We start from the raw sequence: 1,985 nt of genomic DNA, 5'->3' as shown, positions 1-1,985 counted from the left end.
CTATAAAAATTTAACTGTGTGTGCAATTTTAAAAACACCCCCTAATTGGTGGTTTGACTTTGGGTTCTCGCGGGATCTAATTGGTTTTTTATTCCTTAAAAATAACCCTTCGGTAAAAAAAAAAAACGGCTCCATAAAGAGGAACCGTTTTGCTTCAAAAATCACGTTTTGTGTTATACTGGAGAAACGAAATTGTGTTTTCAAAATTGTCATTTTCGACATGATAACTTTTCTCGTAGTGTGGTTTTGCCGAACCCACTACTTTTTTTATGTCTCCGAACTTCATTTCTTCCCGTTCCGGCTTAACAATCCCTTTTGATTTTCGATACATATTCATTCCGGAAGGATACATGTGCAGCCGTCCGCCTTTTAAAAATTTCTTTTCCCGACCTTCTACGATCTTTGTTTGCACCTCACAGCCCTCTGAAGCCACTTTTAAGGCTGTTTCCCTGTCTTGGACATCTTCTAGGTCTATATCAGTCAAATAAGCGCTCAAATAGGCTCCTATGTTGTCTATATCCTTTAATGACTTGATTGTTACAAATCCTAAACCCCATAGACTCCTTAATTCAGCATTTTTAATATAAATCTTATCCAAATCATTAAAGCGCATTAAAACATGACAATGCCAGGCTCCACGTCCTTGTGGCTCTACCACCGATAAATAATCTATCGAACTTTCTTTCTTGTATTTATAACGCAACCTGTCGATAAAATTTTGAAAATCACTATAAAGTTTTTTCGTGTCCGTCATATTTTTCTTGTATGTCAAAGTTATATGTAATTCATTTGGCCGTCCTATAAAATTGTTATTTATCAAATAACGCAGCTTCTTAAAGGTTTGTCTCAAAGAATTATAATTTTCCTGCCGATTTTCCGAATGCTCGAACTCCCGGATCTCCCCAGTAGAGAGGTCTACAAACCTATCCTTGTCCAATTTTTTGATATTATTTTTCCGGTTCATCTTCTCCATATGCTGAACTTCAATGACGTGATTCATAGTGGTCACTTTTACAACATCATTTGGAGCTATGAAAACCGCGTCACCATTGCGTTTATCCATCCATTTCCCCTCAATTTTTCCTGTAATGTTTAATTAAAATCAAGTTAATAATAAAGAACCCCAAATCCGAAGTCAGTTTTTCAACAAAAATTAGCGTCCTTTTCCCAAATAGTCCCTATACAATTCCTTAATAGCAAACTCAATTACAGCATCTTTTGAAACTCTTCCAAATTCATTGTGTTTTGTAAAATGTTCGGCTAATAACTCTAGCTTTTTAAATGTTTCAACAGTAATTCGAGGTCCAATTTGTTTTTTCTCTTCCATCCAAACACACTCCTAACAAGTTGTTAACATAATTCTAACATTGGAAATAATAGAATTCAAGAACAGAAAAAAGAAGCACACTCGGAATGATATTTCGTTTCCTTTTGATTCCGAGCCTCCACCCCTTACAATCCCCAAAGGCAACCGACAAGGGAAAATTCGTCCCTTATCGGCACCTCCGGAAATTGTACAGCAAGGGGTCACTCCCAATAAAAAGACTACGACATATAAAACAGGTTTAGCTTCAGAGAAAAAGAGCATAAGGAAACTCGGTGCCACCCTAAAAAAAAGGGTGTCAAACAGGCTGTGCCTGTTGAGTTTCTATGCTCTTAGAACAGGTGCCGTTTTTGAAGCCAAAGATATAGCATAGATACCCCATAGATATAGCAGGGATATACCAAAATATCTCTAGAGATACGGGTATCTATGCTATATCTCTCTACAAGATTCCTCCACACGCTTGACGGAAATGCTTCAGCATTTTAGCACTCACTCGACAGAGTGTATAAGTGCGCCATTCGGAATTTCAAAGCTTCAAATTTCACAGAGAGTGCCCATTTATACACACCCCCTAAATCGTGGTGTGACAATGGGTTCTCGCCGGCTCGAAATCGGTTTGTCATTCTGACAAATAACCCTTCGGGAAATAAAAAATACG

At 37.6% G+C, this 1,985-nt stretch carries 2 protein-coding genes; both read right to left on the bottom strand.

Annotated elements, in window-relative coordinates; genetic code table 11:
- Window positions 1-154 precede the first annotated feature (154 nt).
- Window positions 155-1,063 (bottom strand): hypothetical protein, encoded by a 909-nt coding sequence (locus ACFC1F_RS43220; protein ID WP_375839305.1) that lies wholly within the window; start codon window positions 1,061-1,063, stop codon window positions 155-157.
- A 90-nt stretch (window positions 1,064-1,153) separates the two neighbouring features.
- Window positions 1,154-1,327, bottom strand: a complete 174-nt coding sequence (locus tag ACFC1F_RS43215) for a hypothetical protein (protein WP_375839303.1) — start codon at window positions 1,325-1,327, stop codon at window positions 1,154-1,156.
- Between the last annotated feature and the right edge of the window lie 658 nt (window positions 1,328-1,985).

The sequence above is a fragment of the Kitasatospora sp. NPDC056181 genome (assembly GCF_042266225.1).
Classification (GTDB): domain Bacteria; phylum Actinomycetota; class Actinomycetes; order Streptomycetales; family Streptomycetaceae; genus Kitasatospora.
This window is presented reverse-complemented; position numbering and strand designations above follow the sequence as displayed.

What these genes read in the sequence shown, in the direction of transcription:
- ACFC1F_RS43220 (WP_375839305.1), bottom strand. Translation starts at nt 1,063, where the DNA reads ATGGATAAACGCAATGGTGACGCGGTTTTCATAGCTCCAAATGATGTT.
- ACFC1F_RS43215 (WP_375839303.1), bottom strand. Translation starts at nt 1,327, where the DNA reads ATGGAAGAGAAAAAACAAATTGGACCTCGAATTACTGTTGAAACATTT.